The following is a 19,295-nucleotide window of genomic DNA, read 5'->3' as shown; positions in this document are numbered from 1 at the left end:
TTAACGTTTTTTTGCTAAATTCGCTTAAAGAACTCAATAAATTTAATTCATAATTAAACCCCCTTACTGAATGAAACAAGCAAACAAAATCATGAGAGTTTTTATTGCAATACTATGTATTTTAACAATAAAAATTAATGGACAAAATTGTATTCAAACGTCCCAATATCCTTCGGGAACTATTCCAATTGCACAAACCGGATCCACCACTGTTACTGGCTGTAATTTTGGTGGTGAATATTCGGTAAATAATTTCACCACAGTTGGTAGTTACACAGTTAGTGCTACAGGTGGAACAGGAAACTACCTCACTATAACAGATAATTCGAACAATGTAATTGTTTCGGGTGTTGCTCCTTTGGCTGTGACTATCCCATCCGTGGGTCTTTATCGTATTCATGTGAGCATCAATTCTTCGTGCGGCACGGACGGTTCATGCCATACAATTATTGTAAATAGAGTCCTTCCTCCTTGTATACAAACTTCGCAGTATCCTAGCGGAACTGTTCCTATTTCTCAAACCGGAACCACAAATGTAACCGGATGTAATTTTGGTGGCGAATATTCTGTAAATAGTTTTACCGCAATTGGTGGTTATACACTTGATGCGACTGGAGGTGTAGGGAATTTCTTAACAATTACAGACAATTCTAATAATGTTCTTCTTTCTGGATTCCCACCATTAGCAGTTACAATTCCATCTGTTGGGCTTTATAGAATACATGTTAGTACTGGAACTTCTTGTGGAACAGATGGCTCTTGTCACTCAGTAAATGTTTATGGAGTGCCACCTCCATCTGTTGTAAATGATTTTTGCTCTGCCGCTATTTTAATGTCAGTTCCGAGTTCCACTGCAGGAACCACAGTTGGTGCTACAGCTGAGAGTCCTGCTCCAGGAACATGCGGTACAACTTTAAGTCAACCTGGTGTTTGGTACAAAGTAGTAGGTAACGGTAATCAATTCGGGGCAGATTTATGCTCGACTTCATGGGATTCGAAAATATTTGTTTTTTCAGGTACTTGTGGTGCTTGGAATTGTGTATCGGGTAATGATGATAACGGACCTATATGTTCAGGAGCTTCGGCATCAGCCACCTGGTGTTCTGTTCCTACCACTACCTATTATATTTTAGTAACCGGTTATAGTTCTGCAAGCGCTTTTACAGTGGCGGTTACACAAACAGTTGTTGCAACACCTACCGTTGTTGCAACTGCTGCAAATGCTTCGGTTTGTCTCACTACAAGTACGTCATTGAGTGCAACAGGTGCTACTACCTATTCATGGAACACAGGTGCCACTTCTGCAAGTGTTGTGGTAACTCCAACAGCGAGTACTGTTTATACCGTTACAGGACTGTCAGCAAATGGTTGTGTTTCTAACGTAAAAACGGTTTCTATTACTTCTATAGCAAATCCTACTATTTCACTTTCTTCAAACAGTGGTTCTATTTGTCCTGGAGGTTCGTTCACAGTTACCGCGAGTGGTGCCGTTTCTTATACATTTAATGGTAGTCCCTCAGGAACGGTTGTAGCAACTACTGCAACCTTATCTCCAATTGTTAATAGTACCTATACAGTTTATGGAACAGCAAGCAACGGTTGTAAATCGTTACTGGCCAATTCTCCAACTGCTACCGTAACCACATTGGTGTCACCAACTTTAGTTGTTTCAGCCACTCCAACAGCTATTTGTCCGGGTGCAACTGCTAGTTTAAGTGTGACGGGTGCTAATACTTATACATGGATTGCACCAGCGTCTAATTCTACTCAAGTATCAGTCAATCCTATAACAACAACGATTTATACTGTTTCAGGTACAGGAACCACAGTGTGTAATGGAATTAAAACAATTACTTTAACTGTTTATCCAACACCCACTATTACAGTGAATAGCAATACGATTTGTGCTGGTAGTGTCTTTACAATATCACCTACTGGCACAGCCACTTATTCGTATGCTAATGGCTCTAACACTATAACCGCTGTTACAAATACTGCAATAAATGTTACTGGATATAGCACTAATAACTGTGCTTCTGCTCCTGTTGTTGCTAATATCACGGTGATAGCTTTACCTGTTGTAACCATTAACAGTGCAACTGTTTGTTCTGGATCACAATTTGTTTTCTCTCCAAGTGGTGCGACTAGTTATACATTTATAAATTCATCTAATCCTATTACCCCAACCATTTCGGCAACTTATTCTGTTATAGGTTCAACGACGGTTGGTTGTACTTCTTTACCGGCAGTTTCTAGCATCACCGTGTTGCCACTTCCGGTAATTGCGGTAGCAGCAACACCTACTGACATGGTTATTTGTAATACTTCTCCACTGGTGTTAACTGCTAGTGGTGCTGCTACGTATACCTGGAATAACACAACTTCTGGAGCAACGTTTTCAGGTACTCCTTCAACAAATGGAAGTTACTTTGTTCTTGCAACAGACAACAACGGCTGTTCGGGTTTTGCATCTATTCCATATACTGTAAATCCATTGCCGCAAATAGCTCTTACAGGAAATACCTTTGTATGTGTAGGTAACTCTTCAACGTTAACTGCTACAGGTGGAAATACCTATTCTTGGACAACTACTGATATTACAAATTCAGTTATTGTTTCTCCAACTGCAAATACCATATATGGTGTTACGGGGTCAAACACATTTGGATGTTCAAAGACTTTAACTTTAGCTGTTCAGGTAAACTCCATTGTATTAGTAGTTAGTTCAAACACAGCCATATGTCTTGGCGAAAGCACTAATGTTTCAGCTACCGGTGCTGTTAACTATACATGGGCTCCGGTTAGTCTGCCATTTGCCACTATTCCTGTTACACCGCTTGTTACAACAACATACACATTTCATGCACTCGATGCAAAACAGTGTCCACATAACGGTATGGTTACTGTTACAGTAAATCCACTTCCAACTGTTAATGCAAGTGCTAGTAGTACACTTATTTGTGCACAAGAATCAGTAACATTAACTGGCGCAGGTGCCAGCACTTATGTTTGGAGTACATTAACTGGTAGTGCCGGAGTAGGATCTTCTATTGTTGTTACGCTTAACAATACTACAACTTTTATGGTGATAGGTACAAGTGACAAAGGTTGTGCTGGTGATACAACTATTTCAATCGAGGTTAATAAGTGTACAGGAATTGCTTCTAATGGCAGTAGTGAGGTTTCAGGAATTAAAATTTACCCGAATCCTACTCATGGTGTGTTTACAATTGATTTAATAAATGGATCTGTGAAAACTATAGAAGTTATAGACGTAACAGGTCGTTTGATTTTGTCAACTAAATCTGAGGCTAAAACAGAAGTTCTTAATCTAGGTGATGTTGCTAATGGCGTTTATTACGTTAAAATTAAATCTGATAACGCAACTGAAATATTAAAGGTTATTAAAAATTAATTTTAGAGAATAATTTTCATCATTAAAAAGAGGCTGTCAATTTTGACAGCCTCTTTTTTGTTTTATTTTATGCTTTCACTAATTGAATCTCACAATTAATTTTCACTTCTTCACTCACCATTACACCACCTGTTTCAAGGGCTGCATTCCAGGTTAAACCGAAATCTTTGCGGTTGATTTTGCCGTTTACTGTGAAACCAGCTTTAATATTCCCGTAAGGATCTTTTTGAATACCACCAAACTCAACGTTTAATAAAATATTTTTTGTAGTGTCTTTTATCGTCAGATCGCCGTACAATATATAATCATCACCTGAAACTTTTTCGTATTTGGTCGCTTTGAATTTTATTTCCGGGAATTTTTCTGCATCAAAAAACTCAGCAGTACGAAGATGTCCATCGCGTTGTTCTGATCCGGTATTTACCGAAGCTGCTTTTGTACTAAAGTTAATTTCCGATTTTGTAAAGTCTTCACCGTCTGTTTCTGCATTTACCACAAAGTCTGTAAAACTTCCGCTTACGTTAGTAATCATCATGTGTTTCACTTTAAAAGTTACTTCACTGTGTGAAAGATCTAGATTCCATTTAATTTTACTCATTTTATTTTTTGTTTTTAGTTATTGTTTTTTTGCTTTTTAACCACAAAGGTCACCAGGTGTTGCACAAACCTGCCCGCCGTCGCGCTAGCTTTGCAAAGGCAGGCGGGGAGCGCAAAGGTTTAAAGTTGCTTACTGCCAACTGCGTACTTCTTAATGTTTCTCGCAGAGGCGCAAAGCGCGCAGAGTTTTAATCCAGCCAGCGAATTACTGCCTACTGAACATTGTCCTTAGTGTCCCTCAGTGTTCTCAGTGTCTTAGTGGTTCATTGCCAACTGAAAACTGCCAACTCGCTTCTTAGTGCCTCTCAGTGCTCTCCGTGCCTCCGTGGTTTTGTTCTATACTATCATCGGTACATCCATCAATAAAAACTCCGCATCCGAATCTGCTTGAATGTTCAATTTATCTGTATCCCAAATTCCTAATCCATCGCGTTTATTTAATTTTTGCCCGTTAATGGTAACATCACCACTTAAAATAAAAGCATATACCCCGTTACCTTTTGCTTTAATTGCATAATCTGTTTTTACACCTTTATCAAATTTTCCTAATTGAAACCAGGCGTTTTGATTGATCCATGCACCTTCATCATCAGGACTTGGAGAAACGATTTGTTGTAATTTATTGTGGCGATCACTTTCTTTTAAAGTAATTTGATCGTAACGTGGTTTTACATTTTTTCTGTTTGGAAACACCCAGATTTGTAAAAATTTTACAAGTTTATCTTTGTTTTTATTGTACTCACTGTGTGTGATGCCAGTGCCAGCGCTCATTACCTGAACATCGCCGTTTTTAATTACGGCAACCGTTCCCATACTGTCTTTGTGTTCTAAATCACCTTCTAATGGAATAGAAATAATTTCCATGTTATCGTGCGGGTGCGTTCCGAAACCCATCCCAGCTTCTACCTGATCATCGTTTAAAACGCGTAACACACCAAAGTGCATTCTTTCAGGATTGTAGTAGTTAGCAAAACTAAAAGAGTGATGACTGTTTAACCAACCGTGGTTTGCGTGGCCACGGGTTTCTGCTTTGTGAAGAATTGTATTTTCCATGATTTTTGATGTTGTTGTGGGCAAATGATTAAATCCTATTTTTTCGAGTTCTTGTTCCCGATTGCTATCGGGATCGTCAATGTTGTTTTTTAAAACATTTCCGATAGCGCCTGATGCCATAAACATTCCTGTCCCCATCAGGCCTTTTTTAATAAAATCTATTCTGTCCATGTTATTAAAATTTATACATCAAAGGTATGCACAAGCGAGGTGATGGGACAATAAGATAGGTTAAGAAATTGTCTTAAGGTAAGTTAAGATTAGGGTAATTATTTGGGCGCATCCCCATGAAGCGAAAGGCTACACTATTTTTACGACGGCCTTTCTGCTTCATGGGGTCGGGCTGTCACTACTCGCTTTTTTTATTTCGGCTATCGCCTTAATAAAAAAGAGCTCAAACATGCCGTTCCATCCCTTGCGCTAAAACTGACTCCTTAGAACAATTGAAATTTTGTTTTACTTCTTCTTCTTCAAATACTCCGCTTTTATCTTACTTAAAAATTCAGGTGTAACACCAATGTAAGCTGCAATTTGTTTTTGCGGTAAACTTTGCATTAGCATTGGGTAGCGGTTACAGAAAGTGAAATACCGTTCCTGGGCTGTAAGTCCCATATAATCTATTAAACGGTGACTGTTTGCTGCGATTGAATTTTCAGTAATGATACGGAAGAAACGTTCGAACTTTGGATTTTTTTCGAAGAGGGTTAATTGATCTTCGCGGGAAAGCATAAACATTTCAGAATCTTCTAGTGCATCAATGTTTAATTTTCCTGGCTGATTTGAAATTACGCTGGCAATATCGGCAATCCACCAACCAGGAGGTGCAAACTGTATGATGTGTTCAAAACCATTCCTGTCAATAGAGTAGGAGCGAAGGCAACCTTTTGTTATAAACGCTGTGTGTTTATTAAATTCATTTTCGTGAACCAGAAATTGTTTCTTTTTTAATTTCTTTCCTTGTAGTAGAGAAATGAAATACTCCTCTTCTTTTTTTGTAAGAGAAATGTGTTTGGAAATGCTTTCAAGAATCAACGCTTTATTCATCGTGAGTGAAGGGATTAATTTCGAGGTTCAATATACTTACAAAAATAATTTTATTTAAAATCGATTTTATATTAAGGCAGTTTTACATTGTCGTTTTCATCAAATTCCCAAAAAGGATTAAAGGCGACTTCAAAAATATGTCCATCTAAATCTTTAAAATAACCGCTGTAACCGCCCCAAAACACCTTTTGCGCTGGTTTAAGGATGATTGCACCGAGTTTTTCTACTTCACTTAAAACATCTTCTACTTCTTTTTCACTCTTACAATTGTGAGCAAGTGTAATTCCTGAAAACCCTGTTACATCATCTATGATAGATACATCGTCCGCCAACAAATTTCTTGGATACAAACTTAGAACCATGCCACCCAGAGAAAAAAATGCAATGTTCTCATTACTCGCTGAAGATTTTTTCCAACCAAGTCCATTTTCGTAAAAGTGTAATGACTTTTGTAAATCTTTTACACCTAATGTGATTAAATTTAATTTTTGTCTCATAATTATTTTTTATAAATCCATTCCCAAGCCACACCTACTTCTTCATCTGTTGTCTCCCCTGTAAAAACAAATCCATTCTTTTTTAGAATAGAGGTAGATGCGTTTTCTTCTGGAAGAGTTTGAGCACTTATAATTACTTTAGAATCTGTCTTCAAAGCAAGTTCAACTAACAGTCTGCAGGCTTCTGTTGCTATTCCTTGTTTTTCATTTTCAGAAAAAGTCCAATAAGCAATTTCCACTTTTTTATTTTTCGGAGCACCTTTGAATCCACACGAACCAACTATTTTTTCATTCTTAAAAATAAAATAACCCACCCACGGTAATTTATAACCAATTGATTTATAAAAGTCTTTATAAATAGTCAATAGGTCCTGACAAGACGATGATTGATACAGTTCGTTATTTTTATCTTCAGATTCGGTTATTGGAATTAGTTGCATACGTATTCAAAGGTCGTGAATTTATTTAAGTAAAATATTTATGTTGATAATCAATGCTTTATGTTTAATTATTAATCAATTGATTAAATTGTTTGATTAATTTAAAATTAATGCTTTAAATTTGTCCCGTAATATTTATGGCAAAGGCAATAAAAATAAAACCAGATAATTCTACCGAAGAAAAAATTAAAGAAGCTGCGCGTATAGTTTTTAGTAAAAAAGGTTATGCCGCAACGCGTACCAGAGATATTGCTGAAGAAGCGAAAATTAATCTGGCACTTCTAAATTATTATTTCCGAAGCAAAGAAAAATTATTTGAAATAATCATGCTTGAGAAACTTCAAAGTTTATTTGGAATGCTTTTACCAATTTTAATGGACAGTGAAACAACTTTGGAAAAAAAGGTAGAATTGATTGCTTCCAGCTATATTGATCTGCTTATTGTGACTCCAGATTTACCGTTGTTTGTGTTAAGCGAGATTCGTAATCACCCTGAAAGATTCACGGAAAAAATGCAAGTCGGAAAACTGATAAAGGATTCGGTATTTGTAAAACAAATAATGACAAAGCGAAAAGATCTACATCCTTTACATTTTTTAATGAGCTTATTGGGCATGTTACTTTTTCCCTTTATAGCAAGACCCTTGTTTGGAAGTATTGGTGCACTGGACCAAAAGCAATTTGAAGCCCTTATGCAGCAAAGAAAATTATTGGTACCGGAATGGATGGAAAGCATTTTAAATAATAATTAATTTTTTTTTGAATAGAAATTAAACAAATGATTAAAACGGAATATTAAATCGAAGAAGAATGAGAAACTATTATCTTTTTATTTTTTTTGTGTTGTTCGGGTTATTAATGAACGCACAAATAAACAAAGTGATTACGCTTGAAGAATGCTATTCACTTGCTAAACAAAATTATCCGCTAGTAAAACAGCGTGACCTTATCCATAAAAGCAAAGAATATTCTGTGCAAAATATTTCTAAAGGATATTTTCCGCAGATTGCTATTAATGGTCAGGCTACTTATCAGTCTGAAGTTACAGCGCTTCCTATCAAACTTCCAGGCGTAGATGTGCCAAGTTTGAGTAAGGATCAATACAAAATTTATGGAGAAATAAATCAACCGTTATACGATGGTGGAATGGTAAAGCAGCAAAAAAGAATGCAAGAAGCAAGTGGTGTTGTGGAAGAGCAAAAACTAGAAGTTGAGTTATACAAGTTGAAAGAGCGCGTAAATCAACTCTTTTTTGGGATTTTATTGATTGATGAACAACTAACCTTGACAGAATTAATCCGTAAAGATATTCGTAACGGAATGGATAGAACGGAAGCTGGCATAAAGAATGGCGTTGCTTTTAAAACAAATCTAGATGTATTAAGGGCAGAGAATTTAAAACTAGATCAGCGTTACACGGAGTTGAAAGCAAATAGAACGGCTTATCTTGATATGCTCAGTTTGTATCTGAATCAAAATTTAGAAGAAGGAACGAGTTTAATAAAACCTTCAGAAAAAATTCCTTCGCAAAGTATTGACAGACCCGAATTAATCGTTTTTGAAAATCAGTCTAAAAATATTTCAATTCAAAATGATTTATTGAAAGCAAAAAACCTGCCTAAGTTTAACGCTTTTGTGCAAGGTGGTTACGGCAGGCCAGCACTAAATTTTTTAAGTAATAAGTTTGAACCCTACTATGTTGGTGGTATTCGCATGAACTGGTCACTCACAGGTTTGTACACTTTAAAAAAGGAAAAAGCGATACTTGATATCAATCGTCAAAGTATTGATTTGCAAAAAGAATTATTCCTTTTTAATACAAATTTTGCATTAAAACAGCAAAGTGCAGAAGTTTCAAAACTTCAGAAGCTTTTATTGAGTGACAATCAAATTATTTTGTTGCGTTCCGATATAAAACAGTCAGCAAACGTTCAATTACAAAATGGTGTAATTAATTCCACCGATTATTTAAGAGAAGTTAATGCTGAAGATCAGGCACGAGGAAATAGAGTACTTCACGAAATTCAACTCCTTATGGCAGAGTATGCACAACAAAATACTATTGGAGAATAATTAATTAATAAATATTAAAAAATAAATCATGAATAAATTAACACTCATAACGGTAATGGCAGTGGTGCTTATGTCTTGTAAGAACAATAAAGAAGAATACGACGCCTCGGGTACTTTTGAATCAATTGAAACAATAGTTTCTGCGGAAGCAAATGGTGTAATAGCAAAATTAAGTATTGAAGAAGGTCAGGTAATTGAGGAAGGAAAAATTATTGGCTACATAGATTCTACGCAGTTGTTTTTAAAACGAAAGCAACTATTGGCACAAATAAAAGCCTTACTAAGCAAAAGACCTGATATTCAAACTCAAACAGCAGCATTAGAAGCGCAATTGAAACAAGCAGAGACAGAGCAAAAGCGTGTACAAAATTTAGTAACCGCCAATGCAGCTACTCAAAAACAGTTAGATGATCTCACTGCTCAGGTTTCTATCATTAAAAAGCAAATCGAAGGACAACAATCTGTTTTGGGAATCACATCAAATGGTATTACCGAAGAAAGTGAACCACTTAAGATTCAGATCGAACAATTAGATGATCAGTTAAGTAAATGCAAAATTATTAATCCTATAAAAGGAACCGTTCTAGTGAAATATGTTGAAGTTAATGAAATGACAGCTGCGGGAAAGCCTTTGTACAAGTTAGCAGACCTTTCAACCATTATTTTGAGAGCATATATTACAGGTGATCAATTTGGTGAGGTGAAAATTGGACAAGCTGTAAAAGTTCTGGTAGATAAGGGTAAATCAGACTATAAAGATTATGAAGGAGTTGTCGAATGGCTTAGCAATAAAGCTGAATTCACACCAAAAACAATTCAGACAAAAGATGAACGAGCAAATTTAGTGTACGCTATTAAAATAAAAATTAAGAATGATGGGCTTTTAAAAATTGGAATGTACGGCGAAGTGAAATTTTAAGATGAAAAGTTTGAATAACTATATTAAGGAAGTGGTTATGGTTTGCGTGGACTTTATGTTTAGCCTCCATTCAACCATTATGAAACTGTTTTGGTCATTGACAAATTTATAAAATGGTTGAAGTAAATAATATATCAAAGTTTTACGGCAAAGAAAAAACGGTAGCGGTGGATAACGTTTCTTTCTCGGTTAAAACTGGCGAATTGTTTGGATTGATTGGTCCTGATGGTGCAGGGAAGACCAGTATTTTTCGAATACTTACAACATTACTTCTTCCAGATGGTGGAAGCGCAATTGTTGATGGTTTTGATGTTGTAAAAGATTACAAACAAATACGCAACACAGTTGGCTACATGCCTGGTAAGTTCTCTTTGTATCAGGATTTAAGCATTGAAGAGAACCTGAATTTTTTCGCTACCGTGTTTAATACAACTGTTGAAGAAAATTATGGTTTAATAAAAGATATCTACGTTCAAATTGAACCGTTTAAAAAACGTCGTGCTGGAAAACTTTCTGGTGGTATGAAACAAAAATTAGCATTGTGTTGTGCTTTGATTCATAAGCCGACGGTTTTGTTTTTGGATGAACCAACTACCGGAGTAGATCCTGTTTCTCGAAAAGAGTTTTGGGAAATGTTGAAAAGATTAAAAGCACAAAACATCACGATCATTGTTTCTACGCCTTACATGGATGAAGCAACCCTCTGCGATAGAATTGCGCTTATTCAGGAAGGAAAAATATTATCAATTGATACTCCTCAAAAAATCACAACAGATTATCCTGACGAACTTTATGCTGTAAAATCAAATAATATGTCAGCATTGTTAATGGCTTTAAAAAATTACGAGGATACTAATTTGTCCTATGCTTTTGGAGAATATGCACATTTGTCGTTAAATAAGGCATTTGATGAAAGTAAGCTACGTGAATATTTAAAATCTCAAAATTTTGATGAAATTGAGATTCATAAAATTGATGCGACCATTGAAGATTGTTTTATTAAACTATTGAAAGCTTAATTATGGAACGAGTTATTAAAACAGAAAATCTTACCAAGCGTTTTGCAGATTTTACTGCAGTGAACGAAATAAGCTTTGAAGTATTTAAAGGAGAGATTTTTGGTTTTTTAGGTGCGAATGGTGCGGGTAAAACTACCGCGATGCGCATGTTATGTGGACTTTCTATTCCTACTTCCGGTGCTGCAACCATTGCGGGTTTTGATATTTATAAAGAAACAGAAGAAATCAAAAAAAACATTGGCTACATGAGTCAAAAATTTTCTTTATACGAAGATCTTACGGTTTTAGAGAATATTAAATTTTTTGGTGGAATTTATGGTCTAAGCAATTCTCAAATTAAAGAAAAAGGCGAAGCCTTAATTACACAATTAGGGCTGGAGAAAGAAGCGAAAAAATTAGTGGGTTCTTTGCCTTTGGGTTGGAAACAGAAATTGTCTTTTTCAGTTGCTGTTTTACATCAACCGAAAATTGTGTTTTTAGATGAACCAACGGGTGGGGTAGACCCTGTGACACGCCGCCAGTTTTGGGATTTGATTTACGATGCGGCAGATAAAGGAACCACAATTTTTGTAACCACACATTATATGGACGAGGCAGAATATTGTAATCGTTTATCAATTATGGTGGATGGAAAGATAGAGGCACTTGACAGTCCGGCCAATTTAAAGAAGAAATTTAATGTGAGTTCTATGGATGAAGTTTTTTATCAGTTGGCCAGAGGTGCAAAACGTGGGGATTAAAATTTAAGACATGAAACAATTTATAACATTTGTAAGGAAAGAGTTTGCACACGTTTTACGCGATCGCAAAACCCTGTTTATATTATTTGGGATGCCAATCATGCAAATTCTCATTTTTGGTTTTGCTTTAACAAATGAAGTTAAAAATTCGAAAATTGTAATTTTAGATCAAGCAAAAGATATTGCGTCGCAAAGCATAATTACTAAAATAGAAGCCAGTCGTTATTTCGAGATAGAACGTGCTGTGATGAATGAAACTGATATTAACGACGCGTTTAAAAGGGGGAAAGTGAAAATGGCAATTATCTTTCCTGCCAACTTTAATGAGACATTATTACATCAAAATAAAGCACAGATTCAAGTTATTGCCGATGCGAGTGATCCGAATACAGCCAACATGCTTACTAATTATGTCTCTTCTATCATACAAGATTATCAGCAGCAATTAAATACTACTTTAAATGTTCCTTACCGCATTATGCCAGAGGTGCGAATGCTTTACAATCCACAATTAAAAAGTGCACATAATTTTGTGCCAGGGGTAATGGCTTTGGTTTTAATGTTAGTATGTGTGATGATGACTGCCATTTCCATCGTAAAAGAAAAAGAGACAGGAACTATGGAAATATTATTGGTTTCGCCTTTTAAACCTGTGCTCGTAATAATTTCTAAAGCGGTACCATATTTATTTTTGTCTTTGATAAATGTGTTTTCTATTTTACTATTAAGTGTTTTTGTCTTGGATCTTCCAATTAACGGAAGTCTGTTTTTGCTTTTAGCTGAAAGCACTTTATTTATTATTACCTGTCTTAGTTTAGGAATTTTTATTTCGATTAAAACGGATTCTCAACAAGTAGCAATGCTTATTTCTCTAATGGGAATGCTACTTCCAACAGTACTTTTCAGTGGATTTATGTTTCCAATCGAAAATATGCCTATACCCTTGCAGGTAATTTCAAATATTGTTCCATCTAAATGGTTTTACATCATTGTAAAAGGAATAATGATTAAAGGTGTTGGGTTTTCGGCTGTGTGGAAAGAGACTGTGATACTAATTGGAATGACTTTGTTTTTATTTGCAATAAGTATTAAAAATTTTAAAATCAGATTGACATGAGAATTATTAGATTTTTATTGCAGAAAGAGTTTAGTCAGATTTTTAGAAATAAAACAATTCTGGCGCTTATTATAGTGATGCCAGTTATGCAACTGATAATATTACCTTTGGCCGCAGACTATGAAGTGAAGAATATTAATTTAGCGGTGATAGATAATGACAGGTCGCCGTACTCACAAAAATTAATTTCTTCTATTACTTCTTCTGGATATTTTAGATTGGTGAATTATAACTCTTCTTTTAAGGAATCATTTAAATTAATTGAATCAGATAAGGCAGATCTTATTTTAGAAGTCCCTCATAATTTTGAAAAAAATCTTATTAGAGAAAACGGTCAAAAGTTATTTATTGCTGTAAATGCCATTAATGGAACAAAAGCAAATCTTGGCGGAGCTTATTTGGCAAACGTAATTCGCAATTATAATACAGAAATTCAATTACAATTGAGTGGCCCATCAAAAATAAATTATTACCCTAGCATTGAAATTGCCTCATCTAATTGGTATAATGGCACACTAAATTATAAAGTATATATGGTTCCAGGTATTTTGGCCATTCTAGTTACTATGATAGGAGGCTTTCTTTCCGCCTTGAATATTGTTAAGGAAAAGGAAGTTGGAACAATTGAACAAATCAATGTAACGCCAATTAAAAAGCATCATTTTATTTTGGGAAAACTTATTCCTTTTTGGGTACTTGGAAATGTTGTTTTTACTGTTGGAATGATAGTTTCCTGGTTGGTATATGGAATAGTTCCTTTAGGAAATATTGCTTTGTTGTATGGATTTATTGGAGTGTTTTTATTAGCAATTCTGGGTTTTGGATTATTGCTTTCAACTTTTTGTGATACCCAACAACAGGCAATGTTTATTATGTTTTTCTTTATGATGATTTTTATTTTAATGGGTGGACTGTTTACATCTATTGATAGTATGCCTGATTGGGCTAAATTAATTTCACGTCTAAACCCGGTAAGTTATCTTATTGATGTGATGCGCATGGTTGTTTTAAAAGGGAGTGGTCTGCGCGATGTTTTACCCAACTTAGGTGTAGTTGCTATATTTGCACTTGTTTTAAATACTTGGGCAATTATTAATTATAAAAAGACGAGCTAATTTTTGTATTTTGTTCTAAGATGAAGAAGATTTTATTTCTTTTTATAATTGTATTCAGTTTTTCTCTTTTTAGTCAAAGGATCAAACCTTTTTATGGGCCTTTTCCTGAACCTACGCCAAATAAGAAGATGTTATTTTATTTGCAGAGGACTGTTAATCGAAACACGCTGATTTATGAACTCAATTATGATTTAAGTGCAGATTTGAATTACAAAGAACCTGTAAAAGTATATTGGATAAATTTTGAAGACGGAGGAACAAAGAGTGAGCTTTCTTTTTTTCAAAGAAAGTTTGCATATGGGGTTAATACAGATTTGATCGATGAAAAAAATGGAATATATGAAATTCATTTAGTTGCCTATGATAAAGTAAAATTATATCTCAAAAAAAGTGGAGAAGATAATCACTATCATGTAGAGGTTTTGATTAAGGGTAAAACTGCTATTTTAGATAAAATATTTATTAAAATTAGTGGTGGTAGTTTGATGAGCCCTACTATTCAATATGTTGAACTAACAGGGCATGATCTTATTAGTGGTGATGATGTAAGTGAGAGAATTAAAACACCTCATTAAAAAGTGATTTTTACTTTGTTGCGTTTTATATATACGTACTAAGTCAATTTACCTAAAATTTTATCCACGCCAACACCAAATAATGCAAAGTCATATTTGATGGGATCTGATGAGTCCATGCTTCTTAAAACAGAGGTGATTTCTTCAACCGCCTGCCAATCATTTTGTTTGCGTGTCAATAATCCAAGTGCTCTACTCACATTGCCTGTATGTACATCTAAAGGAAGACATAATTGAGAGGGTGAGATGTTTTTCCAGATTCCAAAATCGACACCTTTTTTATCCTGCCTCACCATCCAGCGTAAAAACATACATAAACGTTTCGAACTTGATTTTTGTAACGGATTGGAAATGTGTTTTTCAGTGCGCTTCAAATGATTTATTTCTAAAAATAGTTCTCTGAATTTAGCAATGTTATTTTTTAAGCCTTCTGTGTCTTTTTTCGGATTAATGCCAAATGCGGCTTCTAAACCTTTGTGATTTAAGTAAATGTTTTTTAAAGAGTCAATAAAGAACACACAATCTATTCCATTAAATGTTCGGTGTACAAATTTCTCAAAAGGTTTTAGATCTTTTTTTACGGAATGAATAATAAACTCATGAGGTGAATTATCCATCCAATTCATGAGTTTTTGAGAGTTTGTAATAATTGATTTTCGGTTACCCCAAGCTATTGTAGCAGCTAAAAAGCCGGCAATTTCTATGTCTTCTTTTTTTGAATAGAGGTGAGGAATGCTTATAGGATCATTCTCTATAAACGATTTATTATTGTAATGAAAATATTTTTCATCAAGAAATTCTTTTATGCTTTTTAAATCTGATGTCATAAGGACTTTGCGATCGCAATTTAAGATATTCTACTTTAAACAAAAAAACCCATTTCAGTTAAGAAATGGGTTTTTTGTTTTATAGATTTTAAAACCTTATTTCGTCACCACAATCTTCTGATAAATCTGAAGCCCATCTATTTGTCCACTCACAAAATAAATTCCTTTTGCAAGATCACTGATGTTTACTTCATAATTATTGTTAGCTGACAAATTAATAACTCTGATTAATTGGCCGAGTTCATTTACTAAACTCAATTTTAAATCGGCGTTCGTTTGAATAGTAAACTTACCATCATTCGGATTTGGATAAATGCTTATTTCGCTATTTAAACTACTTAATTCATTTAATCCAGAGCAGTTTGATATTTTTACTTGAACAGTTGCGGTACTACTACAACCGTTATCATCTGTTCCTGTTACTGTATAGTTTGCAGTAGTGCCAGTTGGAGATACCGTAATAGTTGGCCCTGTCATGGTATTGTTCCAGGCGTAACTTGTAGCTCCGGCCGCTGTAATTCCAACAGATTCTTTTGTGCAAATAAGTGTTCTTGCAGGAACGGCAGTAATGGTAGGATTGTAATAAATACCCAAAGCAATGGTTTGTGTTGCAGGACAAATTAAACCAATAGAATTGCTATTGGCAGTAAGAGTGAATACGGATGCTACAGTAAGCGGCATTTGCAGAATTTGATTGGTAATTGGAGTACCGCTACCTGTATGCCAGTTGTATGTACCCAAAACTCCGTTACCCGCGGTTAGATTAATTAGTCCGCCAGAACAAGTGTTTGTGCTACCATTAATTGTAAGTGTAGGAACAAAAACGTTTACCAATACTGTTTGGGTGTTTTTACAACCTGTATTAGAGTTTGTTCCTTCAACGGTATACATAACAGCACTCGAAGTAAGTGCAATTGGATTTACAACAGCTGCCTGAGTTAAAACATTGTTGGCATTTGCATCCCAACTGTATGTGCTAGCTCCAAGAGCCGTTAAAGTGGCAGCACCGCCAGAACAGATCAAGGCTTTATTTGATGTTACCGTTAAGTTAGGTTTTGCATAAACTAAAACAACCTGACTAGCACCAGAAGTACAACCAAAAGAATTATCACCTGTTACATTATAAGCAGTAGCCGTTGTTGGAGTATCAGCAATACTAGCTCCGTTAAAAATACCACCACCGGTAGCAGTCCAAGTATAATTAATTCCACCACTTGCATTAAGGTTAACGGTTTGACCTTCACACAATGAAGGTGTGCTCGCTGTAGCCGTAATTGTTGGATTTGGATTTGCATTTAAAAACACCGTGGTTGTACTAATACAAGTTCCATCAGAAGCAGTCACTGAATACACGGAAGGAGCTATAGGACTAACAATGGGACTGGCACCAGTAAAAGTATAAGTTGGAGGTCCGGGAGATGTCCATGTATAAGTTAGCGCACCACCAATTGCAAGTGTTGCAGGTGTTAGCGCACAAACTACGGTTGGAGTTACAATCGCAAAAACAGTTGGTAAAGGATTTGTTTGCACAGAAAGTACTTGAGTGTTAACACACGAAGAATTTGCTTTTGTAATGGTATATGTTGTGATTCCTAAACCTGGCGTCACAATAAAATTGGCTGTATTTACAGTTTGCGTAGTACTTGACCAAGTGTAAGAAAGAGCACCCGTTGCAGAAAGGGTAGAAGAACCCCCAATACAAACTATCGAAGGGTTTGAAGTTGGAGGATTGACAGGTGTTGCATACACTGTAACAGGTATAGTAGCCGACGCAGTACAACTCAACGCACTTGTTCCAATAACCGTATAAGTTGCCGTTAACGGAGGGGTGAAACCCACACCGTTAGTGATACCGCCAGTACCACCAGACCACACATAATTAGTAGCATTACCCGTTGCAGTTAAAGTGACACTATTACCAGAACACAAAGTAGGAGAACTAGTAACTGGGTTAACTGTTGGAAAAGGATGCACGGAAATTGAAGTCACAGCCGATGTCGTTCCGCAACCGTTAACACCGAACACGGTGTAACTCACTGCTGAAGTGGGTGAAAACACCACGCCATTTGTTACAGGAATTGAACCCCCTGACCAAGAGTAATTCAACGCACCATTTGCAGTGAGCATTACGGTTTGAGTTGGGCAAATTCCACCACTTGAACTGGCTGTATTAGCAACCGTTAATACGGGAAGAGATCCGTTTACTGTTATTGTAATCGCTGCAGAGCTTATACAATTAGAAACGCTGGTTGCAGTAAGAGAGTATAATGTGGTAGCCGTTGGAGAAACCACAATTGAAGAAGTGCTTGCGCCTGTACTCCAAGAATAATTACTTACAGCGTTAGTTGTTAGAGTAGCTGAATTACCATTGCAAATAGCATTGATACTACTGCTGGCTAAACTTAAAAGTGTGATGTTGCATAACTCAGTAATGATTACTCTTCCGTTTCCTGTAAGATCTGGATTGGGAATATAACCGGTTTGACCATACATGATAGTTGTACCACTCGTTACACCACCAATGTAGCCTGAACCACCACCACCAGCTAGACCCCCATTACTAGTTTGTACTCCTCCTGCTCCGCCTGCATATCCGCCGCCGCCGCCGCCGGCACTGCCTGTAGCTCCACTTCCAGGGTTTCCAGCGGCTCCGCCATTTTCACCACTACCTGGTTGCCCAACTGACGCACCAGAAGCGCAATTACCACCGCCACCCGCGCCGGAAGCTGTACCGTTTGAGGTACCAACAGTCGCCAAGCCTGGCGTTGCGCCGTTTGCGCCTGCACCACCACCACCGGGGGTAACAAGGCCGACATTGCTAACAATAGCCCCACTCTGCCCAATTTGAGCACCGCCATTACCTCCTGGGGCTACAGAATTAGTAATAAGAGTACTACCATAATATGCAGCACCACCACCAGCACCGGCAACTATAATTCTATTTCCAGCTAACGCTCCACCTACGCGAACATCCGTACCGCCGCCGCCGCCGGCACCTGAACGTCCTACAGCAGCACCGCCACCACCACCATTCCAGCCACCAGCTCCAGCAGAGGAAGTGGTTCCGGTAGCCGGATAACCTTTACCTCCCACATATATATAGAGTACCGTCCCGGGGCTTACTATGTTATACTGTCCGCTTGAATAACCACCGATACCTTGGCCACCTGCTGAAGTTATGGATCCACCATTTGCACCCCAGCACTGTATACCCCAATTACCTACTGGAAGAGTTAGTGTTTGTGCACTTCCTGTAAAATTTAAAGTGTACGTTGCTTGTGAATATGCCGTACCTGAAAATACGGTCAACACAAGTGCAAACAATGCCTGTTTTGCGCTTGATAATAATTTGTAAATTTTTATTTTCATAGTTGTATGTTGTTAGCTAAGTAAATATAGTGAATAGTAAGTCTTATACAAATATTATTTCTTAGAAGTCTTGCGACACGAAAAGGTCTATTTGATCTTGACTAAAGTCTGTGTCAGTTCTTCCGGTTAAGACCCCGCTATTATCTATTATCACCAATATAGGAGGTATTTGTACCTGCGCCACCACTGCTGGCTACAATAGCCCGATTTGCCAACCTTGTGTGATTCTCGCATACCCGCCTACTTTTCTTGCATCTGATGCGACACAATTATTTTTTAGTTGAATAACTTATTTCACTAAATATTTTTATTCGCGTTTTTCCTAGGTTTTTTTTGATAAGATTAGTTTTCGGTCAACTGGTTATTATACCAATTGATTTTTAATTTAATGGCTCTGTTGTTATAATACATTACCGGTATTAGTTTTTGTGATTGTGTAATTTAAACTTATTAAAAAAATAAAAGCCGTAACAAATTTTTGTTACGGCTTTATAA

Annotated in this window: 16 protein-coding genes; 9 read left to right on the top strand and 7 right to left on the bottom strand. The window is 36.3% G+C overall.

Annotated elements, in window-relative coordinates:
- The first annotated feature begins 70 nt into the window (after nucleotides 1-70).
- Nucleotides 71-3,415 carry a T9SS type A sorting domain-containing protein gene (locus P2086_RS15160; protein ID WP_317897595.1) on the top strand — a complete coding sequence of 1,115 codons (3,345 nt, stop codon included), beginning with the start codon at nucleotides 71-73 and terminating at the stop codon, nucleotides 3,413-3,415.
- A 67-nt stretch (nucleotides 3,416-3,482) separates the two neighbouring features.
- On the opposite strand, the gene P2086_RS15155 is transcribed toward P2086_RS15160, so the two are convergent.
- From P2086_RS15155 to P2086_RS15135, 5 genes are all read right to left on the bottom strand, one after another.
- Nucleotides 3,483-4,013 (bottom strand): YceI family protein, encoded by a 531-nt coding sequence (locus P2086_RS15155; protein ID WP_317897594.1) that lies wholly within the window; start codon nucleotides 4,011-4,013, stop codon nucleotides 3,483-3,485.
- A 335-nt stretch (nucleotides 4,014-4,348) separates the two neighbouring features.
- Nucleotides 4,349-5,236 (bottom strand): pirin family protein, encoded by an 888-nt coding sequence (locus P2086_RS15150; protein ID WP_502547928.1) that lies wholly within the window; start codon nucleotides 5,234-5,236, stop codon nucleotides 4,349-4,351.
- 285 nt (nucleotides 5,237-5,521) lie between these two features.
- A complete protein-coding gene (locus P2086_RS15145; RefSeq protein WP_317897593.1) occupies nucleotides 5,522-6,109 on the bottom strand; it encodes a Crp/Fnr family transcriptional regulator in 588 nt (195 codons plus the stop codon).
- Between the two features lie 71 nt (nucleotides 6,110-6,180).
- Complete coding sequence (locus P2086_RS15140) at nucleotides 6,181-6,606, bottom strand: VOC family protein (protein WP_317897592.1); 426 nt, start codon at nucleotides 6,604-6,606, stop codon at nucleotides 6,181-6,183.
- A gap of 2 nt (nucleotides 6,607-6,608) precedes the next feature.
- The gene (locus P2086_RS15135; RefSeq protein WP_317897591.1) at nucleotides 6,609-7,046 is read right to left on the bottom strand and encodes a GNAT family N-acetyltransferase; all 438 of its coding nucleotides are present in this window, start codon (nucleotides 7,044-7,046) and stop codon (nucleotides 6,609-6,611) included.
- A gap of 137 nt (nucleotides 7,047-7,183) precedes the next feature.
- On the opposite strand from P2086_RS15135, the gene P2086_RS15130 reads away from it, so the two are divergent.
- The 8 genes from P2086_RS15130 (at nucleotide 7,184) to P2086_RS15095 (ending at nucleotide 14,604) form a co-directional block, all read left to right on the top strand.
- Nucleotides 7,184-7,798 carry a TetR/AcrR family transcriptional regulator gene (locus P2086_RS15130; protein WP_317897590.1) on the top strand — a complete coding sequence of 205 codons (615 nt, stop codon included), beginning with the start codon at nucleotides 7,184-7,186 and terminating at the stop codon, nucleotides 7,796-7,798.
- 58 nt (nucleotides 7,799-7,856) lie between these two features.
- Nucleotides 7,857-9,119, top strand: a complete 1,263-nt coding sequence (locus P2086_RS15125; protein ID WP_317897589.1) for a TolC family protein — start codon at nucleotides 7,857-7,859, stop codon at nucleotides 9,117-9,119.
- A 28-nt stretch (nucleotides 9,120-9,147) separates the two neighbouring features.
- Nucleotides 9,148-10,038, top strand: coding sequence for an HlyD family secretion protein (locus tag P2086_RS15120; protein WP_317897588.1), 891 nt, complete (start codon nucleotides 9,148-9,150; stop codon nucleotides 10,036-10,038).
- A gap of 113 nt (nucleotides 10,039-10,151) precedes the next feature.
- Entirely contained in the window at nucleotides 10,152-11,057 is a 906-nt protein-coding gene (locus P2086_RS15115; RefSeq protein WP_317897587.1) for an ABC transporter ATP-binding protein, read from the top strand.
- Between the two features lie 2 nt (nucleotides 11,058-11,059).
- Nucleotides 11,060-11,797, top strand: coding sequence for an ABC transporter ATP-binding protein (locus P2086_RS15110; protein WP_317897586.1), 738 nt, complete (start codon nucleotides 11,060-11,062; stop codon nucleotides 11,795-11,797).
- Between the two features lie 10 nt (nucleotides 11,798-11,807).
- The gene (locus P2086_RS15105; RefSeq protein WP_317897585.1) at nucleotides 11,808-12,914 is read left to right on the top strand and encodes an ABC transporter permease; all 1,107 of its coding nucleotides are present in this window, start codon (nucleotides 11,808-11,810) and stop codon (nucleotides 12,912-12,914) included.
- Complete coding sequence (locus P2086_RS15100) at nucleotides 12,911-14,029, top strand: ABC transporter permease (protein WP_317897584.1); 1,119 nt, start codon at nucleotides 12,911-12,913, stop codon at nucleotides 14,027-14,029. Before P2086_RS15105 ends, P2086_RS15100 begins: the two co-directional genes overlap by 4 nt.
- A 20-nt stretch (nucleotides 14,030-14,049) precedes the next feature.
- Nucleotides 14,050-14,604, top strand: coding sequence for a DUF4833 domain-containing protein (locus P2086_RS15095; RefSeq protein WP_317897583.1), 555 nt, complete (start codon nucleotides 14,050-14,052; stop codon nucleotides 14,602-14,604).
- A 38-nt stretch (nucleotides 14,605-14,642) separates the two neighbouring features.
- On the opposite strand, the gene P2086_RS15090 is transcribed toward P2086_RS15095, so the two are convergent.
- Together P2086_RS15090 and P2086_RS15085 are read right to left on the bottom strand one after the other, a co-directional pair.
- The gene (locus P2086_RS15090; protein WP_317897582.1) at nucleotides 14,643-15,431 is read right to left on the bottom strand and encodes a TIGR02757 family protein; all 789 of its coding nucleotides are present in this window, start codon (nucleotides 15,429-15,431) and stop codon (nucleotides 14,643-14,645) included.
- Between the two features lie 96 nt (nucleotides 15,432-15,527).
- Nucleotides 15,528-18,800, bottom strand: a complete 3,273-nt coding sequence (locus P2086_RS15085) for a beta strand repeat-containing protein (RefSeq protein ID WP_317897581.1) — start codon at nucleotides 18,798-18,800, stop codon at nucleotides 15,528-15,530.
- Nucleotides 18,801-19,295: the final 495 nt, after the last annotated feature.

It is taken from the genome of Aurantibacillus circumpalustris (assembly GCF_029625215.1).
GTDB classification, from domain to species: domain Bacteria; phylum Bacteroidota; class Bacteroidia; order B-17B0; family Aurantibacillaceae; genus Aurantibacillus; species Aurantibacillus circumpalustris.
The sequence above is the reverse complement of the archived record's forward strand: the minus strand, read 5'-3'. Positions and strand labels throughout refer to the sequence as shown.

Excerpts from the sequence above, each read along its gene's own strand:
- P2086_RS15160 (WP_317897595.1), top strand. The coding sequence starts at position 71 with ATGAAACAAGCAAACAAAATCATGAGAGTTTTTATTGCAATACTATGT.
- P2086_RS15155 (WP_317897594.1), bottom strand. The coding sequence starts at position 4,013 with ATGAGTAAAATTAAATGGAATCTAGATCTTTCACACAGTGAAGTAACT.
- P2086_RS15150 (WP_502547928.1), bottom strand. The coding sequence starts at position 5,236 with ATGGACAGAATAGATTTTATTAAAAAAGGCCTGATGGGGACAGGAATG.
- P2086_RS15145 (WP_317897593.1), bottom strand. The coding sequence starts at position 6,109 with ATGAATAAAGCGTTGATTCTTGAAAGCATTTCCAAACACATTTCTCTT.
- P2086_RS15140 (WP_317897592.1), bottom strand. The coding sequence starts at position 6,606 with ATGAGACAAAAATTAAATTTAATCACATTAGGTGTAAAAGATTTACAA.
- P2086_RS15135 (WP_317897591.1), bottom strand. The coding sequence starts at position 7,046 with ATGCAACTAATTCCAATAACCGAATCTGAAGATAAAAATAACGAACTG.
- P2086_RS15130 (WP_317897590.1), top strand. The coding sequence starts at position 7,184 with ATGGCAAAGGCAATAAAAATAAAACCAGATAATTCTACCGAAGAAAAA.
- P2086_RS15125 (WP_317897589.1), top strand. The coding sequence starts at position 7,857 with ATGAGAAACTATTATCTTTTTATTTTTTTTGTGTTGTTCGGGTTATTA.
- P2086_RS15120 (WP_317897588.1), top strand. The coding sequence starts at position 9,148 with ATGAATAAATTAACACTCATAACGGTAATGGCAGTGGTGCTTATGTCT.
- P2086_RS15115 (WP_317897587.1), top strand. The coding sequence starts at position 10,152 with ATGGTTGAAGTAAATAATATATCAAAGTTTTACGGCAAAGAAAAAACG.
- P2086_RS15110 (WP_317897586.1), top strand. The coding sequence starts at position 11,060 with ATGGAACGAGTTATTAAAACAGAAAATCTTACCAAGCGTTTTGCAGAT.
- P2086_RS15105 (WP_317897585.1), top strand. The coding sequence starts at position 11,808 with ATGAAACAATTTATAACATTTGTAAGGAAAGAGTTTGCACACGTTTTA.
- P2086_RS15100 (WP_317897584.1), top strand. The coding sequence starts at position 12,911 with ATGAGAATTATTAGATTTTTATTGCAGAAAGAGTTTAGTCAGATTTTT.
- P2086_RS15095 (WP_317897583.1), top strand. The coding sequence starts at position 14,050 with ATGAAGAAGATTTTATTTCTTTTTATAATTGTATTCAGTTTTTCTCTT.
- P2086_RS15090 (WP_317897582.1), bottom strand. The coding sequence starts at position 15,431 with ATGACATCAGATTTAAAAAGCATAAAAGAATTTCTTGATGAAAAATAT.
- P2086_RS15085 (WP_317897581.1), bottom strand. The coding sequence starts at position 18,800 with ATGAAAATAAAAATTTACAAATTATTATCAAGCGCAAAACAGGCATTG.